The 25,764-nt window shown below is 42.9% G+C and carries 21 protein-coding genes and 1 other annotated feature; of the genes, 1 reads left to right on the top strand and 20 read right to left on the bottom strand.

The genetic code is table 11. The annotated features are described in order from the left end of the window. Positions 1-5 precede the first annotated feature (5 nt). The 6 genes from coaBC to ACFX4X_RS09220 form a co-directional block, all read right to left on the bottom strand. Entirely contained in the window at positions 6-1,214 is a 1,209-nt protein-coding gene (gene coaBC, locus ACFX4X_RS09245) for a bifunctional phosphopantothenoylcysteine decarboxylase/phosphopantothenate--cysteine ligase CoaBC (protein WP_284471304.1), read from the bottom strand. A 262-nt stretch (positions 1,215-1,476) separates the two neighbouring features. Further along, complete coding sequence (rpoZ, locus tag ACFX4X_RS09240) at positions 1,477-1,683, bottom strand: DNA-directed RNA polymerase subunit omega (protein WP_061462359.1); 207 nt, start codon at positions 1,681-1,683, stop codon at positions 1,477-1,479. Between the two features lie 3 nt (positions 1,684-1,686). Beyond that, entirely contained in the window at positions 1,687-2,301 is a 615-nt protein-coding gene (gmk, locus tag ACFX4X_RS09235; RefSeq protein ID WP_377383046.1) for a guanylate kinase, read from the bottom strand. Between the two features lie 10 nt (positions 2,302-2,311). Beyond that, a complete protein-coding gene (gene remA, locus ACFX4X_RS09230; RefSeq protein WP_034313813.1) occupies positions 2,312-2,575 on the bottom strand; it encodes an extracellular matrix/biofilm regulator RemA in 264 nt (87 codons plus the stop codon). Between the two features lie 55 nt (positions 2,576-2,630). Continuing rightward, positions 2,631-3,506, bottom strand: coding sequence for a YicC/YloC family endoribonuclease (locus tag ACFX4X_RS09225; protein WP_061462357.1), 876 nt, complete (start codon positions 3,504-3,506; stop codon positions 2,631-2,633). Between the two features lie 154 nt (positions 3,507-3,660). Then, positions 3,661-6,339 carry a calcium-translocating P-type ATPase, SERCA-type gene (locus ACFX4X_RS09220; RefSeq protein ID WP_284472098.1) on the bottom strand — a complete coding sequence of 893 codons (2,679 nt, stop codon included), beginning with the start codon at positions 6,337-6,339 and terminating at the stop codon, positions 3,661-3,663. 404 nt (positions 6,340-6,743) lie between these two features. Between ACFX4X_RS09220 and ACFX4X_RS09215 the strand changes: the two genes are divergently transcribed. After that, positions 6,744-8,465 carry an Rqc2 family fibronectin-binding protein gene (locus ACFX4X_RS09215; RefSeq protein ID WP_377383044.1) on the top strand — a complete coding sequence of 574 codons (1,722 nt, stop codon included), beginning with the start codon at positions 6,744-6,746 and terminating at the stop codon, positions 8,463-8,465. Between the two features lie 53 nt (positions 8,466-8,518). Here ACFX4X_RS09215 and pyrE read toward each other — a convergent pair whose 3' ends face one another. The 14 genes from pyrE to ACFX4X_RS09145 all read right to left on the bottom strand — a co-directional run bounded on the left by pyrE (position 8,519) and on the right by ACFX4X_RS09145 (position 25,709). Then, positions 8,519-9,154: an orotate phosphoribosyltransferase gene (gene pyrE, locus ACFX4X_RS09210; RefSeq protein WP_061462355.1), complete on the bottom strand. Its 636-nt coding sequence runs from the start codon at positions 9,152-9,154 to the stop codon at positions 8,519-8,521. Continuing rightward, positions 9,148-9,864, bottom strand: coding sequence for an orotidine-5'-phosphate decarboxylase (gene pyrF / locus ACFX4X_RS09205; protein ID WP_061462354.1), 717 nt, complete (start codon positions 9,862-9,864; stop codon positions 9,148-9,150). Before pyrF ends, pyrE begins: the two co-directional genes overlap by 7 nt. Then, positions 9,836-10,777: a dihydroorotate dehydrogenase gene (locus ACFX4X_RS09200; protein ID WP_377383042.1), complete on the bottom strand. Its 942-nt coding sequence runs from the start codon at positions 10,775-10,777 to the stop codon at positions 9,836-9,838. Before ACFX4X_RS09200 ends, pyrF begins: the two co-directional genes overlap by 29 nt. Beyond that, the gene (locus ACFX4X_RS09195) at positions 10,774-11,553 is read right to left on the bottom strand and encodes a dihydroorotate dehydrogenase electron transfer subunit (RefSeq protein WP_061462352.1); all 780 of its coding nucleotides are present in this window, start codon (positions 11,551-11,553) and stop codon (positions 10,774-10,776) included. Before ACFX4X_RS09195 ends, ACFX4X_RS09200 begins: the two co-directional genes overlap by 4 nt. Beyond that, complete coding sequence (gene carB, locus ACFX4X_RS09190) at positions 11,550-14,756, bottom strand: carbamoyl-phosphate synthase large subunit (protein WP_377383039.1); 3,207 nt, start codon at positions 14,754-14,756, stop codon at positions 11,550-11,552. The genes ACFX4X_RS09195 and carB overlap by 4 nt, the downstream gene beginning before the upstream one ends. Then, positions 14,735-15,841 (bottom strand): carbamoyl phosphate synthase small subunit, encoded by a 1,107-nt coding sequence (locus ACFX4X_RS09185; protein WP_061462350.1) that lies wholly within the window; start codon positions 15,839-15,841, stop codon positions 14,735-14,737. The genes carB and ACFX4X_RS09185 overlap by 22 nt, the downstream gene beginning before the upstream one ends. Beyond that, positions 15,838-17,124, bottom strand: coding sequence for a dihydroorotase (locus ACFX4X_RS09180; RefSeq protein ID WP_377383037.1), 1,287 nt, complete (start codon positions 17,122-17,124; stop codon positions 15,838-15,840). Before ACFX4X_RS09180 ends, ACFX4X_RS09185 begins: the two co-directional genes overlap by 4 nt. After that, the gene (locus tag ACFX4X_RS09175) at positions 17,087-18,022 is read right to left on the bottom strand and encodes an aspartate carbamoyltransferase catalytic subunit (RefSeq protein ID WP_377383035.1); all 936 of its coding nucleotides are present in this window, start codon (positions 18,020-18,022) and stop codon (positions 17,087-17,089) included. The genes ACFX4X_RS09180 and ACFX4X_RS09175 overlap by 38 nt, the downstream gene beginning before the upstream one ends. A 201-nt stretch (positions 18,023-18,223) precedes the next feature. Next, complete coding sequence (locus ACFX4X_RS09170) at positions 18,224-19,513, bottom strand: solute carrier family 23 protein (protein WP_377383034.1); 1,290 nt, start codon at positions 19,511-19,513, stop codon at positions 18,224-18,226. Positions 19,514-19,689: 176 nt separating this feature from the next. Next, entirely contained in the window at positions 19,690-20,235 is a 546-nt protein-coding gene (gene pyrR / locus ACFX4X_RS09165) for a bifunctional pyr operon transcriptional regulator/uracil phosphoribosyltransferase PyrR (protein WP_061462346.1), read from the bottom strand. Positions 20,236-20,428: 193 nt separating this feature from the next. Next, a complete protein-coding gene (locus ACFX4X_RS09160; protein WP_061462345.1) occupies positions 20,429-21,346 on the bottom strand; it encodes an RluA family pseudouridine synthase in 918 nt (305 codons plus the stop codon). Then, the gene (lspA, locus tag ACFX4X_RS09155; RefSeq protein WP_125161793.1) at positions 21,339-21,809 is read right to left on the bottom strand and encodes a signal peptidase II; all 471 of its coding nucleotides are present in this window, start codon (positions 21,807-21,809) and stop codon (positions 21,339-21,341) included. Before lspA ends, ACFX4X_RS09160 begins: the two co-directional genes overlap by 8 nt. 222 nt (positions 21,810-22,031) lie before the next feature. Further along, the gene (gene ileS / locus ACFX4X_RS09150; protein ID WP_377383032.1) at positions 22,032-24,800 is read right to left on the bottom strand and encodes an isoleucine--tRNA ligase; all 2,769 of its coding nucleotides are present in this window, start codon (positions 24,798-24,800) and stop codon (positions 22,032-22,034) included. Between the two features lie 87 nt (positions 24,801-24,887). After that, positions 24,888-25,130, bottom strand: a binding site (T-box leader). 63 nt (positions 25,131-25,193) lie between these two features. Further along, positions 25,194-25,709, bottom strand: a complete 516-nt coding sequence (locus tag ACFX4X_RS09145) for a DivIVA domain-containing protein (protein WP_061462342.1) — start codon at positions 25,707-25,709, stop codon at positions 25,194-25,196. Positions 25,710-25,764 lie beyond the last annotated feature (55 nt).

Raw genomic sequence — 25,764 nt, 5'->3', positions numbered from 1 at the left:
AGACATCATTCCTTTTGCATGCGAGATACTTCTGCCAGGATGCTTTTAGCTATATCCGCTTTACTCATTTTTGGAAGTTCTGTAGCACTTCCATTTTTATCGTAAATGGTCACTATGTTCGTATCCGTTCCAAATCCTGCCCCAGCGACGGTAACATTATTGGCAACGATCATGTCTGCATTCTTTTTCACTAATTTCCCTCTTGCGTATTCTTCAACATTGTTCGTTTCAGCCGCAAACCCTACCAAAATCTGATGGGTTTTATTTTCACCAAGTTCCTTAAGGATATCCTTAGTACGTTCAAATTCAATTACATTTTCACCTGGCTGCTTTTTCATCTTTTGAGCATGATAATTCTTCGGTTTATAGTCTGCCACCGCAGCCGTCATGATTACAACGTCACTGGAATCGAACTGACCGAAAACCGCTTCATACATATCTGCTGCCGATTCCACAGGAATTACTCTGGCCTTGGAAGGCGGCGTCAAGTTCACAGGGCCAGTGATCAATGTCACCTCAGCGCCCAATTCAATTGCCTGCTCAGCTAGGGCATATCCCATTTTTCCGCTGGAATGATTCGTCACGTAACGCACCGGATCGATTGCTTCACGAGTCGGCCCTGCCGTTATCAAATATTTCTTTCCTTTAAGAAGCTGAGGCTGTGATTTCCGTTCACCAAAATAATGAATGAGATGTGCCACGATCGTTTCCGGTTCCTCCAATCGTCCTTTTCCTACATAACCGCAAGCCAAATACCCTTCACCTGGTTCAATGAATTGATATCCGAACGTACGAAGTGTCTCCATGTTTTTCTGGACCGCCGGGTGGGCGTACATGTGCACGTTCATTGCCGGCGCCACCCAAACAGGTGCCACTGTTGCCAGAAGTGTGGTCGTGATCATATCATCCGCGATTCCATTGGCTATCTTGCCAATGACATTCGCTGTAGCTGGAGCTACTAGGATAATGTCAGCCCAATCAGCCAAGTCGATGTGGGCAATGACTGAAGAATCCTTCTCATCAAATGTATCTGTGTACACATCATTTCTCGAAAGTGCTTGAAAAGTAAGCGGCGTCACGAACTTTCGTGCCGATGCACTCATGATCACTTTAACATGCGCACCTTCTTGAGTTAATTTACTTGTCAGGGCAGCAGCCTTAAATACAGCAATCCCGCCGGTGACACAAAGAAGTACTTTTTTATCGATAAGCATGCAAATTTCCCCTAACTATACATTCTATTTTTATTAATTATGAACGATAACTGAAGATATTTCATTTGAATTGCGCAATAACTTATGGATTTCCTTAAACATTTCATATCTATGCCTGCTTCATCAATGGCATCGTTATCTTTGAGAAATCAAAACAAACAGGCCTGACACCTTGGCCGCAGGAAGGAAGCAACTTTCCAAATGTAACGCATCCTGTTTGCTTTAGGGTGTCAGGCCCGATGGGTCAAGCTTATTTGTTCTCTTAGTTTTCTTCGTAAGAATTATCGTAAGTCAATTTACCGGTATGAATTTCTTCTAGGGCACGACCTACGGATTTATGGGAAACCGGTTTGGTTATAAGGCAATTATCTTTAATTTGCATTTCCCTTGCACGTTTAGCTGCCACTGATACAAGCGAGTATTTAGAATCGATTTTAAGTAATAGCGAATCAATTGATGGATATAACATAGTTTATTCCGCCTCCAACATTTTTTTATATAAAACAGCAACTCTTGCCCGACGGCAATGCTCAGCAATTACAATTGCATTAATTCTGGCACATGCAGCATCCACATGATCATTTTCAACAACATAATCATAAAGATCCATAAGTTCTATTTCTTCCTTGGCCACTTTCATCCGTCCTTTTATCGCTTCCTCCGTCTCGGTTCCGCGAGTAACGATGCGGCTTTCGAGTTCGGTCAAGCTTGGAGGAGCAAGGAAAATGAAAAGTCCTTCAGGGAATTTCTCCCGGACCTGTTTAGCTCCTTGAACTTCAATTTCCAGAAATACATCTTTTCCGGAATCAATTGTTTCACGGACATAATCCACGGGCGTTCCATAATAATTCCCGACGAACTCTGCATATTCTAGCAATTTGCCTTCTGCGATCAATGCTTCGAATTCCTCGCGTTTTTTGAAGAAATAGTCCACTCCGTCAACTTCCCCATGGCGGGGCAGCCGTGTCGTCATCGAAATTGAATATTCAAATGCCGTTCCAGGCTGAGAAAAAATCGCCTTCCTTACTGTTCCTTTACCAACACCGGATGGACCGGATAAAACGATTAATAAACCTTTTTCTCTCATATTGTTTCAGTTACCCCTCTTCTACGCTGTCATCTCTATCTTGAAGCCGTGCGGCAACCGTTTCCGGTTGAACGGCAGATAAGATAACATGGTCGCTGTCTGTAATTATAACGGCCCTGGTTCTTCTACCATATGTAGCATCTATTAAGGATCCGCGGTCTCGGGCATCTTGGATAATCCTTTTAATCGGAGCAGACTCAGGACTCACGATGGATACGATCCGGTTTGCGGAAACGATATTGCCAAAGCCAATATTAATGAGCTTAATTGACATTTTTGTCCCCCATTCATATTTCTATTGTCACCTTGTTAGGTTCATCATAAACCGACTACTCGATATTTTGAACCTGTTCTTTTAATTTTTCAAGCAGACTTTTCATTTCCACCACATCTTTGGTAATGGCCGAATCATTTGCCTTTGATCCAATCGTATTAACTTCCCTATTCATTTCCTGGACAAGGAAGTCGAGTTTTCTTCCAATTGGTTCACTATGGGTAAGCGTCCTTGAAAATTGCTGTACATGGCTTTCGAGTCTGGTCAGTTCTTCATTTATATCACACTTATCGGCAAAAATGGCCGCTTCTGTCACAATACGGCTATCTTCAATCAATCCTTCTGTCAACTCGGCTAGTTTGATTTCCAACCGGGCTTTATATTTCTCGACGACTGAAGGTGCATAGTTTTTGAGCCCTACAACAATCTCACCAAACTTTTCAAGCTGGTATTTCATGTCCAGGGCAAGTTCCTGACCTTCCAGAGTCCGCATTTTTTTCAGATTTTCCAATGCCCCCATGACAGCCTTCAATAACAAGGCTTCCAAATCGGCAGGAACTGCAGGTACTTCTTCTGTCATGAAAATCGATTCAAGTTGCAGTAAATCCTGTAAGGTAATGGAACTTTCCAGATTGTATTTTCCCTTGGCTTCATCCATCAATCCCACATACTGATCAGCAAGCTCCCAATCGATCTTCACCTTTTTGGCAACCAGGCTCTCACCTTCCACCGTAATGAAGATTTCCACTCGTCCTCTTCTTATGTATTGATTCGCCTTTTTCTTCACCTTTTCTTCCAAAACCAAAAGCTGGCGCGGCATTCGAATCGTATATTCACAAAAACGATGGTTCACCGTCTTAATCTCGACAAAAACCTTGACCTGTTCGTTTTCCGCTTCTTCTCTTCCATAGCCCGTCATACTGGTAACCATGGTTCCACATCCTATCAAGCATAATGTAGTAATTTCGCGTTAACATTCATTATATATTAGCTACAGCATGAAAACTTTAGCTTACAAATAAAATACTACAAAAATAAAAAGGCAATAGAGCAAAACTCTACCACCTTAAAGATTATATCATATTTCATTGTGCTTTTCTTGCTAAAAAGGTTCCAGCCAGTAAAAAAGTTGGGATGGATGACATTCCTATTACCAATAGCCAATCCCTTCCTGAAATCGGTACAGTGTGGAAGATGGTTTGCAAAGGCTGCACATACATGACTGCTAGCATTAATAACAGGGAGGACAGTACTGCCCCCACTAGATAAAAATTACCGAATGGATTTCTCGAGAAGATCGAACGTTCACTTCTGCAATCGAAAACATGTATTAGCTGAGCTAGTACCAGGGTTGCAAACGCGATTGTTTGTGCATAAGCAAGGTTACCCGGATTTGCACGATATACCACATAAAATGCTATCAATGTAGAAATACCAATCAGAAAACCGCGTGAGATGATCTTCCAGCCAAGCCCTCGTCCGAAAACACCTTCGTTTGCATTTCTTGGATTTCTTTTCATTACATCTTCTTCTGGGGAATCCAGGCCCAACGCCATCGCAGGCAGACCGTCCGTAACAAGGTTCACGAATAAAATCTGGATTGGTATCAAAGGTAATGGCAAGCCACATAGCATCGCAAAAAACATGACCAAAATCTCCCCAACATTGGAAGCAAGCAAATAACGGATGAACTTCCTGATGTTTTCATAAATATTCCTGCCTTCTTTGATGGCTGATTTAATGGTGGCAAAATTATCGTCAACCAATATCAAGGAAGATGCTTCCTTAGCGACATCAGTCCCAGTTATACCCATTGATATACCTATATCCGCTGATTTTATCGCAGGTGCATCATTGACACCATCCCCTGTCATTGCGACGACATGTCCTTTATTTTGCAAGGCTTTTACGATTTTTAATTTATGTTCTGGGGAAACGCGGGCAAATACCGACACACTTTCAACAACTTCCTCAAGTTCCCCAACTTCCATACCAGCCAATTGCCTTCCTTCAAGTACACGGTCTTTTCCTTTTAAAATACCAAGTTCTTTAGCTATTGCCTTTGCGGTTATTACATGGTCACCAGTAATCATGACTGTTTTGATCCCAGCATCCCTGCATTCCTTAACTGCCTGCTTCACTTCTGGGCGGGGGGGATCAATCATGCCCTGCAGTCCCATAAAGGTCAAATTGCGCTCCGCTTCTGTTTCATGAAGCAAAATCGTTCCTTTGGGAAGGGGTTTATAACCAACAGCAATCATTCGAAGTGCCTGTGAGGCAAGCTCATTCATGTCCTGTTGCACCCTTTCCTTACTCTCGCGATTCAATATTTCCGACTTTCCTTCCCATAGAATCGTGTCACTCTGGGCGATCAATACGTCAGGGGCCCCTTTTACGATGACAAAATGATTATCTTTATCATCCTTCACTATGACACTCATCATTTTGCGGCTCGAGTCGAATGGAAACTCCTTGACTACCGTAAACCGCTTAGATAAGTGTTCCCTTGTCAAACCCGCTTTCATTGCCGCGACCAACATCGCCCCTTCTGTCGGATCACCTTCTAATATATATCGTTTGCCATTCTCATTTAACTCAGCTTTGTTACAGAGCATGCCGAATGTAATTATTTGAAGCAAGGCATTTTGGTTTTTCGGAGCAACTGAAACTCCCTCTAAAGAAAACTCACCGACAGGATTATAACCAGTCCCGCCGACATCCCAAGTTTTCCCCCCACTCCAAACCTTCGTCACCGTCATTTTGTTTTGCGTCAGTGTACCTGTTTTATCTGAGCAAATTACCGTTGCACAGCCAAGCGTTTCTACTGCAGGAAGCTTGCGGACTATCGCTTTTTGTTTGATCATACGTTGTACGCCCAAAGACAAGGCTACAGTAACAATGGCTGGCAAGCCTTCGGGAATCGCCGCAACAGCCAAAGATACCCCGGCTAAAAACATCGTATAGAGGTCATGTCCTTGAATGACGCCAGTCAGCACCACGATCACGGTTAATATTAAAGCCGTGACGATCAAAATTTTCCCTAACTGCTCCAATCGCTTTTGAAGAGGTGTTTCTTTTGTTTCTGCAGTCTGCAGGAGGTTCGCAATCTTTCCCATCGCCGTATTCATTCCTGTAGCGATTACGATTCCAACTCCATTCCCTCTTGTAACCATCGTTCCCATAAAAGCCATATTTTCCTGATCACCGATACCTTCGACCTCATTCATCAATGGATCAGAACATTTAACAGCCGGGAGTGACTCACCGGTAAGGGCAGACTCTTCAATTTCAAGGCTTGAATGGTCGACGATCCGTAAATCGGCACCAATTCGGTCACCGCTCGAAAACTTCAGAATATCCCCCACAACAACTTCTCTCGAAGGGATTTTCAGCCAGTGTCCATCCCGAAGTACGTTGACCTGCGGCGCTGCCATTTCCTTTAGGGCATCCAGGGATTTTTCAGCCTTCCGTTCTTGAAAAAAACCAAGTAATCCATTCAAAAAAACAATAGCCATGATGGCAATCGCATCGATATATTCGCCCAAAATCCCGGAGACTAAGGTCGCGGCAAGTAAAACTATGACCATGAAATCCTTGAATTGTGCGAAAAATAACAGGATGGCTGATTGTTTTTCACCTTCCTTCAATTCGTTAAAGCCATTCTTTCGCAGCCTGTCCTTTACTTCATCATCGTCCAAACCGTGTGTAACGTTTGTTTGAAGCGCTTTCTCCATTTCTTGATTATTCATTTTCCTGAACTCCATCAAGTATCACACATCCCTTTGAATAGAATGAAATAGGCTCCTGTATCCATCTCAACAGGCGCTCTCGCTTTACTCATCCAACAACACCTGCCGCTTACCGATACATAAAACAACCTGCTCTTCTTCCATGATTATTCAGACTCGTCCAAAATAATGCTATAATTAAACAGAATTGCGGAAAGAAGAACGATCCGGATAATATAATGAATGGACAAACTTTGTAATTAATATCACGAATCTATTAAAATCGCATCCATTCAATATTCCTGAACTGCAACTCCAGCTTTTCACCCAGTTCAACTGAATTAGTGAATACAGTTAAAATGGGCCGATCCTGATACATCGATAACGCCCTGCAGAATTTAGTATCATAGAAAATCTTATGTAAAGGAAGTAAAAATAGAATGTCATTTGATGGATTATTTACGAAAGCGATGACGGAAGAAATCGCTTCTATATTAAAAGGTGGACGAATCAATAAGGTACATCAGCCTTATAAAAATGAAGTAATACTGGTTGTTCGTGCTGGAGGTAAGAACCATAAACTCTTATTATCAGCCCACCCAAGTTATTCAAGGGTGCAATTGACCGAAGAAAGTTATGAAAATCCTAAAGAAGCACCCATGTTCTGTATGCTTCTTAGGAAGCACCTCGAAGGCTATACGATAGAAGATATTTATCAATATGAACTTGATAGGATGATCATCTTTGAGGTGAAAGGCCGCAATGAGCTTGGAGATGTTTCTAAAAAGCAGTTAATCATTGAAATCATGGGGCGTCACAGCAACATTGTTTTAGTCGATAAAGAACGGAATATGATTTTAGATAGCATTAAGCATGTTTCCTATGCAGTGAACAGCTATCGGGCGATATTGCCCGGCCAGGAATATAAGGTGCCACCCGCACAAGAAAAGGATAATCCCTTCAATGCTACGGAGGACGATATCAGGAAGAATATTGACTTCAATGCAGGAAAACTAGATAAACAGCTTGTTGCCCATTTTTCAGGAATTTCACCTTTAGCTGCAAAGGAAGCCGTTTACCGGGCTGGATTGGCCAACAGCACCACCCTTCCATCAGCTTTTTCAGGGCTTATCCAAGAAATCTCAGAACATAACTATGCCGCGACGATCAAACAAGATGGCAATAAAGAAGTTTTTTATATGCTTTCACTAGAGCATCTGACAGGAAAACAGCGTACTTTTTCTTCATTATGCGAAATGCTCGACCGTTATTATTTCGGAAAGGCAGAACGTGATCGGGTTAAGCAAAAGAGCCAGGATGTAGAACGTTTCATTACTAATGAAATGGAAAAGAACTCAAAAAAAATCGGGAAGCTTGAACGAACATTAAAAGATACGGAACGCGGGGAACAGTATCAGTTGTTCGGTGAGCTGCTTACAGCTAATCTATATCAAATGAAAAAAGGCATGAAGGAAATTGAAGTCGTCAATTATTATGATGAAGAACAAGGTACGGTCATCATCCCGCTTGATCCATTAAAAAATCCATCCGATAATGCACAAAAGTACTTCTCGAGATACCAAAAGTCTAAAAATGCAGTCGGTGTCGTTCAAGAGCAAATCGAAAAATCAAAATTGGAATTGGCCTACTTTGATGCCTTGCATCAGCAGCTCCAATCAGCTTCCCCCAAAGATATAGAGGAGATTCGCGAAGAACTTCAGGAAGAAGGCTACATCCGGCAAAAAAAGAAAAAAGGCATGAAAAAGCCAGCCAATGCAAAACCTCAGCTTGAAACATATTATGCTACCGATGGAGATCTCATTTTTGTTGGGAAAAATAATAAACAAAATGATTACCTAACGAATAAGTTCGCTCGCCGTGATGAGATTTGGCTTCACACCAAAGATATCCCTGGCTCACATGTAGTGATTCGAAATGAATCACCAAGTGAAAAAACGATTAAAGAAGCGGCCGTATTAGCAGCTTTCTTCAGTAAAGCAAAGCAATCGAGCTCAGTGCCCGTTGACTTTACACAAGTTCGCCATGTTAAGAAACCGAATGGCTCAAAGCCTGGTTTCGTGATCTATGATCAGCAGCAAACCTTATATATTACTCCAGATGCCGATATTGTCATTCGCTTAAAGGAAGAAGTAAAGGATTGAATGGTAAAAAAATAGAGGTGACCCAATCCTGAGTGATTGGGCCACCTCCATTTTCATGCTGAAATCCAAGCAGTATCTGCCGGATTCTCCCGCCATTTTTTTAGCTTTTCCAATTCATCTGCTGTTATATACCCTTTTTCATTTGCGACTTTTATCAAAGTCGAGTAGTCACTCAACGAATGGTTAGTGATACCCTCAGCATTGAATTTTTCTTTTCCCTTTTCCAATTCGTAAGTAAAGATCGAAACAACTCCAAGAACCTCACAGCCAGCTTCTTTTAGTGCGTTAACAGCAGTAATTACACTGCCTCCGGTTGAAATCAAGTCTTCCACAACTACAACTTTTTGTCCTGGAATAGCTCGGCCTTCGATTTGATTGCCCTTTCCGTGCTCCTTAGCTTTGGAGCGAACATAGCACATGGGTGCATTTAATTTTTCACTCACCCAAGCTGCATGCGGAATGCCGGCAGTTGCTGTGCCTGCGATCAGTTCAGCCTCAGGGAAATGCTGTTCAATCAATCCTTTCAGCCCTTCCGCTATTTCCTTCCGGACTTCTGGGTACGAAAGGGTCAAGCGGTTGTCGCAATAAATGGGTGATTGAATTCCAGATGCCCAAGTGAAGGGGTCATTCGGCTGTAGGTACACTGCTTTTATTTCCAATAAATGTTCAGCTATCTTTTGATTTAACATGAAATTCCCTCCCAAGCTGCTTTCATATCCAAATAGGCCTTTAATGGATCTTTAGCTCCCGTTATGGCTCTCCCGACAACGATGGCATCCGCTCCAAAATCCCTTGCCTGTTCAGGCGTGGCAATTCTCTTTTGATCATGCGTCTGTCCACCTGCACTTCGGATTCCAGGTGTGACTGTTAAGAATTCAAGTCCGATGCGTTCATGTATGTTCTTTACTTCATGAGTGGAACAGACAACGCCATCCAATCCTGCCTGTTGAGTAAGCTTTGCATAATGGAGGACCGAGTCCTCCAGAGAACCGGCAATGTTTTGCTCAACGTTCATTTGTTCTTGTGACGTGCTTGTCAGTTGGGTAACCCCTATGCATAAAGGACGTTTTTTTCCAGCTGACGTTCCTTTATCCAGACCCTCCATAGCTGCTTCCATCATCTTTTGACCACCCGCAGCATGTACATTGACCATGTCAGCTCCTAAAGTTGCCAAACCTGTCATGGCCATTTTGACCGTATTCGGAATATCATGAAGTTTCAAGTCCAAAAACACATCATGGCCTTGCTCTTTTACGTAAGAAATAATTGCTGGTCCATTCTGATAAAATAATTCCATCCCCACTTTTACAGCGAGTTTTTCGGAGGGGAACTGACTCAAAAATCTTTCCGTTTGAATGAGGTCCGGGAAATCAAGGGCGATAATTAGTGACTGCTTCATTCTGCTTCCAGCTCCTTCCGGTACATTCTGAAATATGGTCAAACCCAAGCTCATCCAACAATTTCGGTAATTCTTCGATTATGGTCGGGCATACAAAGGGATCCACGAAGTTGGCGGTTCCCACCGCAACAGCACTGGCACCTGCATAGAAAAATTCAATGACATCTTCTGCTGTAGCGATTCCGCCCATTCCGATTATTGGAATCGACACTTGCTGGCTCACCTCATAAATCATCCGGAGCGCAACAGGTTTTATTGCAGGACCAGATAACCCACCCGTTCTGTTCGAAAGAATCGGCCTGCCGGTTTTTAAATCCAAACGCATGCCGACTAATGTGTTTATCATTGTCAACCCGTCAGCCCCGCCTTCTTCTACAGCTTTGGCCATTTCCACAATATTACTGACATTCGGTGAAAGCTTCACATATACAGGAACCGAAGATACTTCCTTGACCGCCTTGGTTACCTCTTTGGCAACTTCCGGTACCGTACCGAAAGCTATGCCTCCTTCTTTAACATTCGGACAAGAGATATTCAATTCGAGTGCCTTTACATTCCCCACCTTACTTATGTCACTGGCAACCTTTACATAGTCAGCTATTTGTGAACCCGCAACGTTAGCGATGATAGGGACATCATATCCACCTAACCAAGCCAGTTCTTTACTGATGACTTTTTCTAAACCTGGATTCTGCAGACCGATGGCGTTCAGCATTCCCGAAGAGGTTTCCGCAACACGCGGAGTCGGGTTACCGAACCTCGGCTCAGGAGTGGTCGCTTTAATCATGATCGCCCCAAGAATATCCAAGTCAAAAAATTGACTGTATTCACGGCCGAACCCAAAGCATCCAGATGCTGGCATGACTGGATTTTTCAAGTGTAATCCTGGTAACTCAACTGAAAGCCTGCTCATAATACCACCTCTCCTGCCCGGAATACGGGTCCATCGCTGCATACCTTTTTGTAACTGAAACCAGTTGGATCATCCCCTGTATGACATACGCAAGCAAAGCAAGCACCGATGCCGCACCCCATCCTTTCCTCGAGGGACAGGTAAAGCTTTTTTTCACGATAGCCCGCTTCCAATGCTTTTAGCATTGGTGTAGGCCCGCATGAAAAGATCGTTGCAAACTCCTGTTCCAGGTTGTCAATCACAGTCGTAACAAATCCTTTTGTCCCATATGAACCATCCACTGTGGCAATATGGGTATCACCTAATTCACTAAACTCTTTCTCGTAAAAGATGGCTGACTTGGTCTGGAAGCCCAATACATGGATCACCCTGACACCATTTGCAACCAACATCTTTGATAATTGATACAGGGGCGGGACACCAATCCCACCACCAACCAATAATGCCGTTTCGCCTTTTTTTGCTTCATGAACAGGGAATCCATTGCCAAGGGGACCTAAGATATCGACCGCTTCTGCCTGTTTACGCTGTGATAACAGCGTCGTTCCTTTACCTTCAGCCCGGTATATCATCGTGAACTGTTTTTCACTGCTGTTATAAGAAGAAATTGAAATCGGGCGTCTTAACAATGGCTCTGTGCCTTCTGTTGTCTTGACTTGGACAAACTGGCCTGGTTGTTTCATCTCTGAAACCAGTTCTCCTTGAAGAGTAAGTTCAAAGATGGATGGGGCCAGTTCTTTATGAGTTAACACCTTCATTCTTTCCTTCTTGATCATATATAGCTCACCTCACGACTTTTTTCCGTTTTTCCCATTGCCTCTGCCGAGAAGGTCATGGATTCTATCACTCTTAAAATGGCTTCTGCCGTATCGAGGGATGTAAGGCATGTCACTCCATTCTCAACCGATTCACGTCGGATTCTAAAACCATCGCGTTCCGGCTGCTTCCCTTTGGTCAAAGTGTTTATGACGAATTGTGCTTCCCCGTTTCGGATAACATCCAAGAGGTTTGTGCCTTCTTCGCCAATTTTACCGACAATCGCAGTCGGTATTCCGGATTGCTCCAATAAGGCAGCAGTTCCGCTGGTGGCTATCAGCTTGAAACCGATATTATGGAAGCGTTTTGCTAAAAGAAGCGCTTCTTGCTTATCTTTATCAGATATCGTCAATAATACCGAACCATGCCCCTCAATCTTGAAGCCGGAAGCGACCAGTCCTTTATATAAAGCCTTTTCAAGTGTGCTATCTTTTCCCATTACTTCACCAGTCGATTTCATTTCAGGTCCGAGTGAAATGTCCACACCTCTTAATTTTGCAAAAGAGAAGACCGGAACTTTTACATAAACCCCAGTTTGTTCTGGCACTAATCCGGATTCATACCCCTGGCTTTTAAGTGAGTGGCCCAGGATGACCTTTGTGGCTAAGTTAGCCATCGGCACATTCGTAATTTTACTTAAGAATGGAACGGTTCGGCTCGAACGTGGATTTACTTCAATGACATACACTTCTTCATTGCTGATGACATATTGAATGTTCAAGAGACCAATTATATTCAAGCCTTTTGCCAATCTTGTCGTATAGTCTATGATTACCTCTTTTTGTTTTTCCGTTAGATTTTGAGGCGGATAGACTGCAATCGAATCACCGGAATGGACGCCAGCACGTTCAATATGCTCCATTATTCCTGGGATTACGACCGTTTCTCCATCGGAAATTCCATCGACTTCGACTTCCTTACCTGTCAAGTAGCGATCTATCAGGACAGGATGATCTGGATTTATCTTCACAGCATTTTTCATGTAATGCAGTAATTCCTCTTGTTTATAGACGATTTCCATCGCTCTTCCCCCGAGTACATACGAAGGCCTTACTAATACCGGGTAACCAATGTCTTCAGCAATGACGATCGCTTCATCAACCGATGTTGCGGTTTTACCCTTCGGCTGCGGAATGTCTAAATCCTTAAGTGCCTTTTCGAATTTATTACGGTTTTCCGCCCTATCCAGGTCTTCAAGTGAAGTACCAAGGATCTTCACTCCTCTTTCAACAAGACCATCTGCAAGGTTAATCGCCGTCTGTCCACCAAACTGGACAATGACCCCTTCTGGTTTTTCCAAGTCGATGACATGCATGACATCTTCAAGAGTCAATGGTTCGAAGTAAAGTTTGTCGGAGATACTGAAATCCGTCGAAACTGTTTCGGGATTGTTGTTGATGATGATCGCTTCATACCCCGCTTCTTTGATTGCCCATACTGAATGTACTGTCGCATAATCAAACTCTACACCTTGTCCTATACGAATTGGGCCAGACCCCAGGACAATGACACTTTTCTTTTCAGTAACGATGGATTCATTTTCATCTTCGTATGTCCCATAAAAATACGGTGTTTCCGATTCGAATTCCGCAGCACATGTATCGACCATTTTGTAAACAGGGATGATCCCTTGTTGTTTCCGGTACTCATAAACGTCAATTTCGGGAACTTCCCAAATTTCTGCGATCGTTTTATCAGAAAATCCTAGTTCTTTAGCCTTTTGCAAAACTTCACGATCAAAAGAATGTTCTTGAAGCTCCTTCTCAAAGTCGATTATCTTTTTCAACTTATGCAAGAAGAATAAATCGATCTGGCTCCATTCGTGAATGGTTTCGATCGTTTTCCCCCTTCTTAATGCTTCGCCGATATAGAATAACCGTTCATCTCCCGCTTTTCGGATCCGCTTCTCTATTTTTCCATCCTCAAACTCGTCATTCAATTCAAGATGATATATACCTGCTTCAAGGGAACGAACAGCTTTTAAGATGGATTCTTCAAATGTACGGCCGATTGCCATAACTTCTCCGGTCGCTTTCATTTGTGTCCCAAGCCTGCGATTTGCGCTCTCGAACTTATCGAAAGGCCAACGCGGAATCTTCGTAACTACATAGTCTAGTGCCGGTTCGAAGCTCGCATAGGTTTTGCCTGTGACAGGGTTCATCATTTCATCAAGCGTCAAACCGACCGCTATCTTTGCTGCTAGCTTCGCAATTGGATATCCTGTTGCTTTTGAAGCAAGTGCTGACGAACGGCTGACCCTAGGGTTCACTTCAATGACATAATATTGATAGCTGTTCGGATCAAGCGCAAGCTGAACATTGCACCCACCTTCAATTTTCAAGGCACGGATAATCTTTAAAGACGTATTTCTAAGCATTTGATACTCTCTGTCACTTAATGTTTGGCTTGGTGCGGCAACTATTGAATCGCCTGTATGGACACCTACAGGGTCGAAGTTTTCCATATTACAAACGACAATTGCATTATCATTGGAATCCCGCATCACTTCATATTCCACTTCTTTGCAACCGGCAATGCTCTTCTCAAGCAGACATTGGTGAACCGGACTGCTTTTCAGGCCACCCTCAACAATCTCGATCAGTTGCTCTTCGTTATCACAAATCCCACCGCCTGTTCCGCCAAGCGTGAAGGCCGGACGAACAATGACCGGATAACCGACTCGTTCCACGAAAGTATAAGCCTCTTCCAAATTATGAATAATGTCGCTGTCAGGTACTGGTTCCCCAAGATCGTTCATCAGGGTACGGAAAAGGTCACGGTCTTCGGCTTGTTGGATAGCGGAAAGTTTCGTTCCAAGAATTTGCACATTGCATTCTTCAAGGATTCCTGCTTCGGCAAGCTCGACTGCCATGTTCAATCCAGTCTGTCCGCCCAGGGTAGGTAATAGTGCATCTGGACGCTCTTTACGAATGATTTTGCTGACAAATTCCAATGTGATCGGTTCGATATAAACCGCATCGGCCATTTCACTGTCTGTCATGATTGTAGCCGGGTTAGAGTTAATCAGGATCACTCGATAACCTTCTTCTTTTAAGGCTATACATGCTTGGGTTCCTGCATAATCGAACTCGGCGGCCTGTCCGATGACGATCGGACCGGAACCAATTACTAGGATGCTTTTTATATCAGTGCGTTTTGGCATGTTTTTTCCCCCTTGGTGTTTGCAGCTTCAATCATTTGTAAGAATTCATTGAATAAGTAGTTGGCGTCTTCCGGTCCTGGTGATGCTTCCGGGTGATATTGTACGGTGAAAGCCGGATATTTTTTATGGCGCAGCCCTTCAATCGTATCGTCATTCAATGCTGTATGTGTCACAATAAGATCAGTCTTTTTAATGGAAAGCTCTTCGACTGTGTATCCATGATTTTGAGATGTGATGGATATCTTCCCGGTACGAAGGTCTTTAACCGGATGGTTAGAGCCTCGATGACCGAATTTTAATTTTTCCGTATCCGCCCCGTTTGCAAGTGCGAATAATTGATGTCCTAAACAGATTCCGAATAATGGCACTTCCGTTTGGATTGTACGGATCATTTCAAGCGTTTCATGAACACTTTTCGGATCTCCAGGACCGTTTGAAAGCATCACACCATCTGGGTGATATTGCATCACTTCCTCAGCGGTAACGTTATAAGGCACAACCACGACATCACAGCCGCGCTTCGTTAACTCACGTAAAATCCCGTGCTTCATGCCATAGTCTACAAGAACTACCCGCGGGCCTCTGCCCGGGCTTGAATATGGTGTTTTTGTTGAAACCTGTTTCACTTGATTAGAAGGAATTACCGTTGCTCTCAACTGGGAAACAACCTCTTCGGCATCTTTATTGATATTGCAGAGCGCTCCTTTAAGTGCACCAGATTTCCTGATGATCCTTGTCAGCTTTCTCGTATCGATTCCGCTTATTCCAGGTATGTTCTTCATTTTCAGGTATTCATCAAGAGATGATTGGTTTCGCCAGTTTGAAGGAAGTTCTGCTGTTTCCTTAACGACGAATCCTGATATTGCCGGATTGATGGATTCAAAGTCATCCCGGTTTATCCCGTAGTTCCCGATCAATGGATACGTAAGTGTAACGATTTGACCGCAATAAGATGGATCGGATAGAATCTCCTGGTATCCTGTCATTCCTGTGTTAAAAACGACTTCACCTATTTTTTCTACGTCCCCTCCGAATGCTTCCCCAAGGAAAACCGTACCGTCTTCTAAAATTAGTTGTCTTTTCATCCTTGAACACGTCCTTTTTCCCAAACTGTTTTTCCTTCTGCAATCGTCATGACTGGCCAGCCATAACATTTCTTCTCATTAAAAGGTGTATTTTTTCCTTTTGAAGCAAACTCTTCATTATTAATTCCTTTTTCCGTTTCCAAATCGATGAGCACGATATCGGCAGTAGCACCTTCCTTTAGCTCTCCATAAGGAAGCGAGAAACTTTCAGCTGGTTTGATCGTCAGGAAATCGACCAATTGCTTTAATGTTATGACGCCCTTTTTAACCAATTCGGTGTAAAGCAACGGGAAGGCCGTTTCCAATCCCACTATTCCGAAAGGAGCTAGCTGCATTCCCTGCGCTTTTTCCTCAGCCGCATGCGGGGCATGGTCTGTTGCTATAAAATCGATTGTTCCATCAAGCAGTCCTTCTATCAGCGCGTCCCGATCTTCACGCCCCCTTAATGGCGGGTTCATTTTATAATTCGTATCAAGTCCCGGTATATCATCTTCACACAATAATAAATGATGCGGTGTAACTTCGGCTGTGACACGAATACCTGCACGTTTGGCATCCCTCACCGTTCTAACCGATTCCTTCGTGGATATATGGCAAACGTGATAATGGCAGTCTGCCGCTTCCGCAAGGAGGATATCCCTGGCAATATGTACAGCTTCACATACTGACGGAATTCCATTGATCCCCTGTTCCTTTGAGAATCTTCCTTCATGGACGGAGCCTTTATTGATTAAGCTATTATCTTCACAATGAGCTACTATGGCCATATCCTGTGCGGCTGCCCGTTTCATCGCTTCAAACATCATCCCGGCTTCTTGAATTCCTACGCCATCGTCCGTAAAGGCGAAAGCACCCGTTTGTTTTAATGAAGAAAAGTCGGTCAACTCCTTGCCGGCTTCCCTAATCGTTATGGATGCATAAGGGAGGACCCGGACATGCGCCGTTTCTTCAATTTTTCGGTTAAGAGCTTCAAGGTTTTCCACTGTATCAGGAACTGGCCTTGTATTAGGCATCGCCGCTACCGTAGTGAAACCGCCTCTTGCCGCTGCAAGCGTTCCACTTGCGATTGTTTCCTTATGTTCACCGCCCGGTTCGCGCAAATGGACATGCAGGTCAATAAACCCTGATGTAATAAGTAACCCTTCAGCGTCAACAACCTTACAATTTTCCGTTGATAAGTTCTCGCCGATTTTTGTGATGACCTTTCCTTCTATTTCAATGTCCGCTTTTTTGAATGAATTTTGATTATCTAGCAATACTCCATTTTTGATTACAGTTTTCATGGTTGATTCCCCCTTCGGATTGTTCAAGCACATTTTTCAATACGGCCATTCTTATGAACACGCCATTTTTCATTTGTTTAAAAATTCTTGAGCGGCTGCATTCGACTAATTCACTGGCTATTTCAACACCGCGGTTTATTGGTGCAGGATGCATGATGATCGCACCCGGTTTCATATTTTTTTCACGTTGTTTGGTCAGACCAAAATTCTCCAGATAATCTCCATTTGCCTGGTCGTATTTTTCGATATGCCTTTCATGCTGTATTCTGAGCAGCATGACTACATCCGATGTCGCCATCGCTTGATCGATGTCTTCATATCTTCCTAAACTGTTGGTTCTGTCAAACCATCCAGGCGGACCTGAAAATACGACATTCGCTCCTAAACGAGTCAATGCTTCTGCATTCGATTTTGCAACCCGACTATGCCTCACATCCCCGATTATCGCAATCTTCAGCCCTTCGAAACGTTTAAACTCCTGTTTTATCGTCAATAAGTCAAGTAATGACTGGGTTGGATGATTTCCGCATCCATCCCCTGCATTGATTATCGGAATACCGATTTTCTCTTTTAACTCGTCAAAGTAATTATCCTGCTCATGACGGATGATCAAGGCATTGACGCCTATTGCTTCGAACGTTTTAACAGTGTCATATAAGGTTTCCCCTTTTAACACGGATGATGTACCCGCATCAAAAGGAATGACCTCAAGACCCAGTTTTCTTTCAGCCATTTCAAAGCTTGATTTTGTTCGTGTGCTTGGTTCAAAGAACAGATTGGCAACTGTGGTCTGCTGTTTAGGATTCCAGCCAGATCCGTTGGCAAATCCCTCAGCCTCATGTAATATTTTTTCAATGTCAGTTATAGTTAATTCATTCATCGTAAATAACATTTTCATCGATCCTGCTCCCTTCACATTTGTGATGCGGGGGATAAAAAACACCCCGCCATTAAGGATAGGGTGTAGGTCATAAAGAATTGTGAGTACGAGGAATGGTTCATCATTTTATCCCGTTCTCATTCATCTTTACAGCAACACCCTTTTAAGCCTCTCTGGACTTCTTTTAAAAGGTGATCTATTGTTTTGATGCAGTTTCACTTATTTTTCAAAGATGTCTCCGGATATTTTTTCCCGTTCCGGAAGAATCAAGTTAAGAAGGATCCCGACGATGGCTGAAAGTGCCATGCCGGAAAGCGATACTGTTTTCGATAGTTGTACAAACGCGCCTCCGATTCCTAACACCAGTATGACTGAAGCTATCATCAGGTTTCTTTTCTTGTCAAAATCAACCTTATTATCAATCAGCATCCTTAAGCCACTTGATGCGATGATTCCGAAGAGTAAGATGGAAATGCCGCCCATCACTGCTGTAGGAATCGAGCTGATGACTGCTGAAATCTTACCGTTAAAGCCAAAGATGATTGCAGTTAACGCTGCCCCCCCGATGATATAAACACTAAATGCCTTTGTCATGGTCAGGACCCCAATATTTTCACCGTATGATGTGAGCGGTGGCCCACCGATTAAGGAACCAATCATGATTCCTGCCCCATCTCCTAAAATCGAGCGATGCAAACCGGGCTTTTCCAAAAAATTTCTTCCGACTACTTTGCTCAGTACCATCTGGTGCCCGATATGTTCTGATAAAGTGACGACAGCCACAGGGACCATGATCGCAATGACTTCCCATGAGAAGGTCGGTGTATAGGTTATATAAGGAAACATGAATTTCGGCATTTCCCACCATTGTGCAGATTTAATTGGTTCATAATCTATAATTCCCGCAACTGCTGAACAGCTGTAGCCAACTATTATTCCCATCAATATAGGAATCAAGTTAATGAATCCCTTAAAGAACACGTTGCAGATGATGGTTACCGCTAAAGTTATTAGCGCTATTATAATATAAGTGACACTGTAATTTTTTTGCGGATCATACATCGCCATGTCCACGGCCGTTCCAGCGAGGCTTAACCCGATTACAATGATAACTGGGCCAACCACAACTGGAGGAAGCAAATTCATTAGCCAGCGCAATCCTACTTTTTGGATAATCAAAGCTACTATCCCATATATGAACCCTGCTGCAAAACAGCCGATCATGGCCGCTTCCGGTCCTCCTAAAGCCTTTGCCGCGATGATTGGCGTAATGAAGGCAAAAGATGAACCGAGATATGCAGGAATCTGACCTTTTGTAATCAATAAGTATGAAAGTGTTCCTAATCCGCTTGAAACCAGTGCTACCGCCGGGCTTAACCCAACCAAGAATGGCACCAGTACCGTTGCTCCGAACATGGCGAACAAATGCTGGATGCTTAACGTAATCCACTGGCCAGCCTTTGGCACGTCCTCGACATCCAGTACGATGTCCCTTTTTGTTTCTTCCATTTCCGAATCCCCCTCATGAAAATTGCATCAAGACTGCAAAAACCCTCTTTGCAGTTTATACAAAGAGGGTTTCTCAGAAGGCGGAATGCCTATACATAGACACAACTCTCCCGATTGACTCCCTTTGCCAGCCTCTCTGGACTGTCTTTAAAAGGGTTATGAAATTTTCATGTTGTTTATTTTTCTAATATAGTGACTTGATCTATTTCGTCTACTTCTGTTAAAGTAACTGTAATTTTTTCAGATTGGGAAGTCGGAACGTTTTTTCCGACGAAATCCGCACGTATCGGCAGTTCCCTATGTCCCCTGTCAACTAATACCGCGAGCTGGATTTGCGAAGGTCTTCCCAAATCCACCAGAGCATCCATTGCCGCTCTAACGGTTCTGCCGGTAAAAAGAACATCATCCACTAAAATCACTTTCTTGTTGCTGATATTGACCGGAATGTCTGAACCTTTTACTACGGGTTCCCCATCATTGGACTTTTTCGAGAGGTCATCGCGATAAAGTGTAATATCCAGTTCACCCAGCTCTATTTCCTTACCTTCTATTTGATTGATGCGCTTTGCAAGCCGGTCGGCGAGGAAAATCCCGCGTGTACGGATCCCGATTAAGACGCAATTCTCAATACCCTTATTTTTTTCAATAATTTCATGGGCAATTCTCGTCAAGGCTCTGCTAATGGCCTGTTCATCAAGTACTATGGCTTTCTCATTCAACATGTCGGCCACCCCGATTCCCTATTTCTGATTGGTTTTCTTCAATAAAAAATCCTCATGCCAAGAAGGCATGAGGATTTTATCGCCATGGGTAGAATTATCCCAATTTGCGCATCCGTTTCCTTCTCAGTCTCTCTGAACTGTGTTAAAGGTTCTTATTAAGTTGTTATTATAATATATCAGAAAAACGTATTTGTCAATCCTTACTTCTACGCAATTGATTAATTAGATTTTCAAACTCTTCCGGAATCGGAGCTTCGAACTCCATATACTCATTTGTACGTGGATGAATGAAACCCAGAAGACCGGCGTGCAATGCTTGTCCATCTAATTTCAGGGTCTTTTTCGGACCATATTTCGGATCTCCGGCAAGTGGGAACCCAATGTATTTCATGTGAACACGGATTTGATGCGTCCTGCCTGTTTCAAGCTGGCATTCCACCAAAGTGAAGTCATTGAAACGTTCAATGACCCGGAAATGTGTAACAGCATTTTTGGAATTTGAATCTGTGACAGTCATGCTTTGGCGATCCTTTTTATCCCGGCCGATCGGTGCATCAATTGTTCCGAAGTCATGAGGGATCACTCCATGAACTACAGCTTGATACTTACGGGTAACCGTTTTGTCAACAAGCTGCTGCACAAGTTTTTCATGTGCCATATCATTTTTTGCAACCATCAATAGACCAGATGTATCTTTGTCGATTCGATGGACGATTCCAGGTCGCATCACACCGTTGATTCCAGAAAGATCGTTGCAGTGAGCCATCAAGCCATTTACAAGCGTGCCTGATACATGTCCAGGTGCTGGGTGGACGACCATACCGCTCGGTTTATTAACCACGAGTACATCAGCATCTTCATAATAGATATCCAAATTCATTTCCTCTGCTACTGCATCCAATTCCTCAAGTTCAGGAATCGTCACTTCGATCGTATCGCCAGGAATAGCTTTGTAATTCGTCTTTATAGCCGAGCCATTTACTAAAACATGGTCATCTTTAATCCATTGTTGGACCTGAGTACGTGACCATTCCTCATTCAAAGTGGAGAGAGCCTTATCAATCCTAACTCCTTTTAGTGTTTCATCGATGCTGTATAACCTTTTATCCATTATCTTTCTCCTTAGCGTTTTTTTCTTCTAAAAACATATGAATCACGAGCAATCCGACACCAATTGAAAGCGAAGCATCAGCAACATTAAATACCGGGAAACTGTAGCTGAAAATATAGGTATGAACGAAATCCACTACTTCCTGACGAGCAACACGATCGATGAAATTACCAATCGCACCGCCTAGCATGAGAGCAAGTGCAACTCCAAGCAAACGGCTTTCCTTCGCCATCTTCTGAATATAATAGACAAGTCCAATAATGACAGCGATGGTGATGATGTAGAAAAACCACATTTGACCTTGTAGAATTCCCCATGCTGCCCCACGATTACGATGCGAGGTGATATATAGAAGGTTTTCAATAATTTCAATGCTTTCTCCGTACTCCATTTTTTGCACAATCATCCATTTTGTCAGCTGATCGAAAGCTATGACCAAAAGGGCTATTAAATAATAAAACACACTTTTTCCCCCAAACTAATCAAATCTTCACTTTTGAATTGTAGCATAAACTAGAAATAATAACTAATACGAAAAACAGAAGTCTGTTTTTTATAGTACGGATAATATTGGATAATGAAGAAAAAGTCAACATTCCGTAATGTAGGATGCTTACAGCCCTTTCTGTTCTCTTTCCCACAAAAAAGCCGGTCCCTTCATAAGGGACCGGCCTTCCTTTTGGAATTATTGATTCACATAATGCTTCTTCACGACTGTTGCACAACGTGGGCAAAGTGTTGGATGTTCTTCCACTTGACCTACTTCTTTCGAAACATTCCAGCAACGTTCACACGTTTCACCTTCTGCTTTTGTAACAAGGATCGCTATATCCTCAAGTTTAACCGCTTCTGCCGGGGCATTTGCAACATTGCCAGCGATTTCAAATTCGGAAACGATGAATAACTGTTCAAAGCTTTCCTTAATGCTATCGAGCAAATTCTTCGTTTCTTCATTAACATATACCATCACTTTTGCGTTCAGTGATTTTCCGATGACTTTTTGGTTCCGGGCTTCTTCTAATGCTTTCAGTACATTATCACGGACATTCATGAACGCCGTCCATTTTTCTTCAATGATTTCAGCATCATCGATGGAAATTTCCTTAGGCATCAATGTCAACTGTACACTTTCTTCCGTCACTCCCGGAATGAAAGCCCATACTTCATCAGCTGTATGAGAGAGGATTGGTGACACCAATTTCGTTAAGCTGACCAATGATTCGTAAAGAACCGTTTGAATGGCCAAACGCTCTTTTCCATTTGGTGCTTCACAATAAAGAATGTCTTTCGCATAATCAAGGTAGAACGAACTTAAATCCTGTGTGCAGAAATTATTGACCATATTATAAATTGTGGCAAACTCATAATTTTCATAACTTAGCTTCGATTGTGTGATCAGCTTATTCAATTTAACTAGCATGTAACGGTCGACTTCAGGTAATTCTTGGACTGCCACTTTATCGGTTTCTGGATTGAATCCATCCAAGTTCCCTAACAAGAAGCGGAATGTATTACGGATTTTCCGGTACACTTCAGAAACTTGTTTTAAAATAGGATCGGAAACCCTGACATCCGATTGGTAATCCACCGAAGCAACCCAAAGGCGTAAAATATCTGCACCAAGTTGGTTCATGACCTTAGATGGCAGGACGACGTTCCCAATCGACTTACTCATTTTACGACCTTCGCCATCCAATGCGAACCCGTGGCTCAGCACGCCTTTATATGGCGCTTTGCCTGTGACCGCAACACTTGTTGAAAGTGATGAGTTAAACCAGCCGCGGTATTGATCGGAACCTTCTAAATAAAGATCAGCAGGCCGCTGCAGGTCGTCTCTTTCTTCAAGTACTGCCTGATGAGAAGAACCGGAGTCGAACCATACATCCATGATATCCGTTTCTTTTGTAAAGATACCATTCGGGCTGCCTTCATGTGTATAGCCTTCAGGCAGAAGATCTTTCGCTTCACGCTCAAACCAGATGTTTGAACCGTGTTCGCGGAATAGGTTTGAAATATGGTTGATGGTTTCATCCGTAATGATCGGCTCGCCATTTTCTGCATAAATGACTGGAATTGGCACGCCCCATGCACGTTGACGGGAAATACACCAATCCCCGCGGTCACGGACCATATTGAATAGGCGCGTTTCACCCCAAGCGGGTACCCATTTTGTTTCTTCAATTGCTTCCAGAAGTTCACTGCGGAAGTCTTTGATTGAGGCGAACCATTGTGCCGTTGCACGGAAGATCGTTGGTTTCTTCGTCCGCCAGTCATGTGGATAAGAGTGTGTAATGAACGTCAAGTTCAATAACGCGCCTGCTTCTGTTAATTTTTCAGTAATTGGTTTATTCGCTTGATCATAAAATAATCCAGCAAATTCTCCTGCCTCTTCCGTCATGACCCCTTTTTCATCTACAGGACAAAGTACGTCCAAGCCGTATTTTTGCCCAATGATAAAGTCATCTTCACCATGTCCAGGTGCAGTATGAACACAACCCGTACCAGCTTCAGTTGTTACGTGCTCACCCAACATCACTAAAGATTCGCGGTCATAAAGAGGATGTTTGGCAACAGCGCGGTCCAACTCGCTCCCTTTTACTGTTTTCAAGATAGACGGGTTATCCCAGCCTAAAGTTTCTGTAACCGATTCAAGTAGCGCTTCGGCAATTAAGAATTTTTCATTTTCGACAGCCACTACTACGTAATTTAATTGCGGATGCAATGAGATACCAAGGTTAGCCGGGATCGTCCAAGGAGTTGTTGTCCAGATGATGATCTTTACGCCTTCTTCGATTACACCTTTGCCATCTGTGACTTCAAAAGCAACATAGATCGATGCAGAACGTTTGTCTTGATACTCAATTTCAGCTTCGGCAAGGGCCGATTCACTTGATGGAGACCAGTAAACAGGTTTTTTCCCTTTATAAATATAGCCTTTTTTCGCCATTTCACCGAAGACCTTGATTTGCTGTGCTTCATATTCAGGCTTTAATGTGATATAAGGATTATCCCAATCACCACGGACCCCAATTCTCTTAAACTGCTCACGTTGATTGTTAATCTGAACATAAGCATATTCTTCACAAAGCTTTCTGAATTCGGCAATGCTCATTTCTTTCCGTTTCACGCCTTTTTTTGTCAATGCCGTTTCGATTGGAAGCCCATGCGTATCCCAGCCAGGTACATACGGTGCTTGAAAACCGCTCATCGATTTAAATCGGACAATGAAATCCTTTAAAACCTTATTCATTGCATGGCCCATATGGATATCGCCGTTAGCATATGGTGGTCCATCATGCAAAATGAATAAAGGCCGTCCTTCCGTTTGTTCTTGCACTTTTTTATAGATGTTCATTTCATTCCATTTTTCTTGGATTTCCGGCTCACGTTTCGGTAAATTCCCCCGCATTGGAAATTCAGTTTTAGGCATCAATAAGGTATCTTTGTATTCCATTATAAAATCCTCCATCCATCTTTATAAAAATTCATTCGAACCGATGACTTGATATCCGGCCAAAATAAAAAGCCCCCTCATCCCTAAAAAAGGGACGAGAAAGCTTTGCTTCCCGCGGTACCACCCTGGTTAGAAAGATTCACAAAGTGAATCCAACCTCTCGAGCATTCGTAACGTGAATGAAACGCTTCATTTACTTTCTGCAAAAGCAGGTTCAACTCAGAACTCAAGGGTGATCTTCAATATCTTCGCTTATTCCGGGCTTTCACCATCCCCGGTTCGCTAAAAATAAGTGTGTGAAGAATTTACTTTCCCTGTCATCGTCTAATGTCATAATGAATAGTATTGTTAAAAAATTATATGCGAAAAAAGTGTTCAAAGTCAAGGAATCGTTTAAATTTCCTCTTCCACTTTCTCATTTAATTCTATTTCAGTCGCATCTACTTCATAATCCAGCAGGTGGTCCCAATCGTCATTGTCCAGCAAATCCAGCTGCGCTCCGACAAGCATTTTAAAACGTGTCCGGAATACTTTGGATTGCTTTTTCAAATCTTCGATATCCATCGCTATTTTCCTTGCTTTCACAAGTGACTCATTGACGATCCGGTCCGCATTTTTCTCTGCTTCCTTTATGATCAGTTTCGCTTCTTTTTGGGCATTGCGCCTTAATTCTTCGGCTGCCTCTTGTGCGACAATAATCGACTTATTTAGTGTACCCTCGATTGTCGTAAAATGTCCCAAACGATCATAAGTCTCGTTCAGCTTATCCTCAAGTTCTTTCTTCTCTCTCAAAATCAATTCATAATCCTTAATGACCTGATCGAGAAATTCATTTACTTCATCTTCATCATACCCTCGAAATACTTTGTTAAATTCCTTGTTATGTATATCTATCGGGGTTAAGGGCATTACGGCACCTCCAGAACGGTTTCTACTCTAGTATGTTAAAACTCTATATTCGACA

This window comes from Peribacillus sp. YIM B13481, from assembly GCF_042787985.1.
Taxonomy (GTDB): domain Bacteria; phylum Bacillota; class Bacilli; order Bacillales; family DSM-1321; genus Peribacillus; species Peribacillus simplex_A.
Note: the sequence above shows the minus strand (reverse complement) of the source record. Positions and strands in the feature narration are given on the sequence as shown.

What these genes read in the sequence shown, in the direction of transcription:
- coaBC (WP_284471304.1), bottom strand. Translation starts at nt 1,214, where the DNA reads ATGCTTATCGATAAAAAAGTACTTCTTTGTGTCACCGGCGGGATTGCT.
- rpoZ (WP_061462359.1), bottom strand. Translation starts at nt 1,683, where the DNA reads ATGTTATATCCATCAATTGATTCGCTATTACTTAAAATCGATTCTAAA.
- gmk (WP_377383046.1), bottom strand. Translation starts at nt 2,301, where the DNA reads ATGAGAGAAAAAGGTTTATTAATCGTTTTATCCGGTCCATCCGGTGTT.
- remA (WP_034313813.1), bottom strand. Translation starts at nt 2,575, where the DNA reads ATGTCAATTAAGCTCATTAATATTGGCTTTGGCAATATCGTTTCCGCA.
- ACFX4X_RS09225 (WP_061462357.1), bottom strand. Translation starts at nt 3,506, where the DNA reads ATGGTTACCAGTATGACGGGCTATGGAAGAGAAGAAGCGGAAAACGAA.
- ACFX4X_RS09220 (WP_284472098.1), bottom strand. Translation starts at nt 6,339, where the DNA reads ATGGAGTTCAGGAAAATGAATAATCAAGAAATGGAGAAAGCGCTTCAA.
- ACFX4X_RS09215 (WP_377383044.1), top strand. Translation starts at nt 6,744, where the DNA reads ATGTCATTTGATGGATTATTTACGAAAGCGATGACGGAAGAAATCGCT.
- pyrE (WP_061462355.1), bottom strand. Translation starts at nt 9,154, where the DNA reads ATGTTAAATCAAAAGATAGCTGAACATTTATTGGAAATAAAAGCAGTG.
- pyrF (WP_061462354.1), bottom strand. Translation starts at nt 9,864, where the DNA reads ATGAAGCAGTCACTAATTATCGCCCTTGATTTCCCGGACCTCATTCAA.
- ACFX4X_RS09200 (WP_377383042.1), bottom strand. Translation starts at nt 10,777, where the DNA reads ATGAGCAGGCTTTCAGTTGAGTTACCAGGATTACACTTGAAAAATCCA.
- ACFX4X_RS09195 (WP_061462352.1), bottom strand. Translation starts at nt 11,553, where the DNA reads ATGATCAAGAAGGAAAGAATGAAGGTGTTAACTCATAAAGAACTGGCC.
- carB (WP_377383039.1), bottom strand. Translation starts at nt 14,756, where the DNA reads ATGCCAAAACGCACTGATATAAAAAGCATCCTAGTAATTGGTTCCGGT.
- ACFX4X_RS09185 (WP_061462350.1), bottom strand. Translation starts at nt 15,841, where the DNA reads ATGAAAAGACAACTAATTTTAGAAGACGGTACGGTTTTCCTTGGGGAA.
- ACFX4X_RS09180 (WP_377383037.1), bottom strand. Translation starts at nt 17,124, where the DNA reads ATGAAAACTGTAATCAAAAATGGAGTATTGCTAGATAATCAAAATTCA.
- ACFX4X_RS09175 (WP_377383035.1), bottom strand. Translation starts at nt 18,022, where the DNA reads ATGAAAATGTTATTTACGATGAATGAATTAACTATAACTGACATTGAA.
- ACFX4X_RS09170 (WP_377383034.1), bottom strand. Translation starts at nt 19,513, where the DNA reads ATGGAAGAAACAAAAAGGGACATCGTACTGGATGTCGAGGACGTGCCA.
- pyrR (WP_061462346.1), bottom strand. Translation starts at nt 20,235, where the DNA reads ATGTTGAATGAGAAAGCCATAGTACTTGATGAACAGGCCATTAGCAGA.
- ACFX4X_RS09160 (WP_061462345.1), bottom strand. Translation starts at nt 21,346, where the DNA reads ATGGATAAAAGGTTATACAGCATCGATGAAACACTAAAAGGAGTTAGG.
- ileS (WP_377383032.1), bottom strand. Translation starts at nt 24,800, where the DNA reads ATGGAATACAAAGATACCTTATTGATGCCTAAAACTGAATTTCCAATG.
- ACFX4X_RS09145 (WP_061462342.1), bottom strand. Translation starts at nt 25,709, where the DNA reads ATGCCCTTAACCCCGATAGATATACATAACAAGGAATTTAACAAAGTA.